1 protein-coding gene is annotated in these 996 nt (G+C 68.2%); it reads left to right on the forward strand.

The annotated features are described in order from the left end of the window. Positions 1 to 996: 4Fe-4S dicluster domain-containing protein (locus tag HMPREF1024_RS0127950; RefSeq protein WP_032451476.1), on the forward strand; the 996-nt coding region annotated here is incomplete at both ends.

Consider the following 996-nt stretch of genomic DNA (forward strand, 5'->3'; position numbering starts at 1 on the left):
GATCATGGGCGGCCCGCTGATGGGCTTTACCCTGCCGTGGCTCGACGTCCCGGTGGTGAAGATCACCAACTGTTTGCTGGCGCCTTCCGCCAGTGAGATGGGCGAACCGCAGGAAGAGAAAGGCTGCATTCGCTGCAGCGCCTGCGCTGACGCCTGCCCGGCCGATCTGCTGCCGCAGCAGCTGTACTGGTTCAGCAAAGGTCAGCAGCACGATAAAGCCACTGCCCATAATCTGGCGGACTGCATCGAGTGCGGCGCCTGCGCGTGGGTATGTCCAAGTAATATTCCGCTGGTGCAGTACTTCCGTCAGGAAAAGGCCGAGATCGCGGCGATTCGTCAGGAAGAGCAGCACGCTGCGGAAGCCAAAGCCCGATTCGAGGCCCGACAGGCGCGCCTGGAGCGTGAGAAAGCCGCGCGCGCCGAGCGGCATAAAAAAGCCGCCGTTCAGCCTGCCGCCAAAGATCAGGAGGCGATTAGCGCCGCCCTGGCCCGGGTACGGGATAAACAGCGCGATGCCGCGCAGCCGATCGTGATCCAGGCCGGCGCCAAACCTGACAACAGCGAGGCGATTGCCGCCCGCGAAGCGCGTAAGGCTGAGGCCCGGGCGCGCAAAGCGCAGCAGCAGGCCGCGCCGATGGTAGCCCCGGCCGCCGAACCGGTCGATCCACGCAAGGCGGCGGTGGAAGCCGCTATCGCCCGCGCCAAAGCGCGTAAAGCCGAACAGCAGGCCGCGCCGGTGGAAGCCCCGGCCGCCGAACCGGTCGACCCGCGCAAGGCGGCGGTGGAAGCCGCTATCGCCCGCGCTAAAGCGCGTAAAGCCGAACAGCAGGCCGCGCCGGTGGAAGCCCCGGCCGTCAAACCGGTCGACCCGCGCAAGGCGGCGGTGGAAGCCGCTATCGCCCGCGCCAAAGCGCGTAAAGCCGAACAGCAGGCCGCGCCGGTGGACGCCCCGGCCGCCGAACCGGTCGACCCGCGCAAGGCGGCGGTGGAAGCCGC

The sequence above is a fragment of the Klebsiella sp. 4_1_44FAA genome, assembly GCF_000238715.1.
Taxonomy (GTDB): domain Bacteria; phylum Pseudomonadota; class Gammaproteobacteria; order Enterobacterales; family Enterobacteriaceae; genus Klebsiella; species Klebsiella pneumoniae.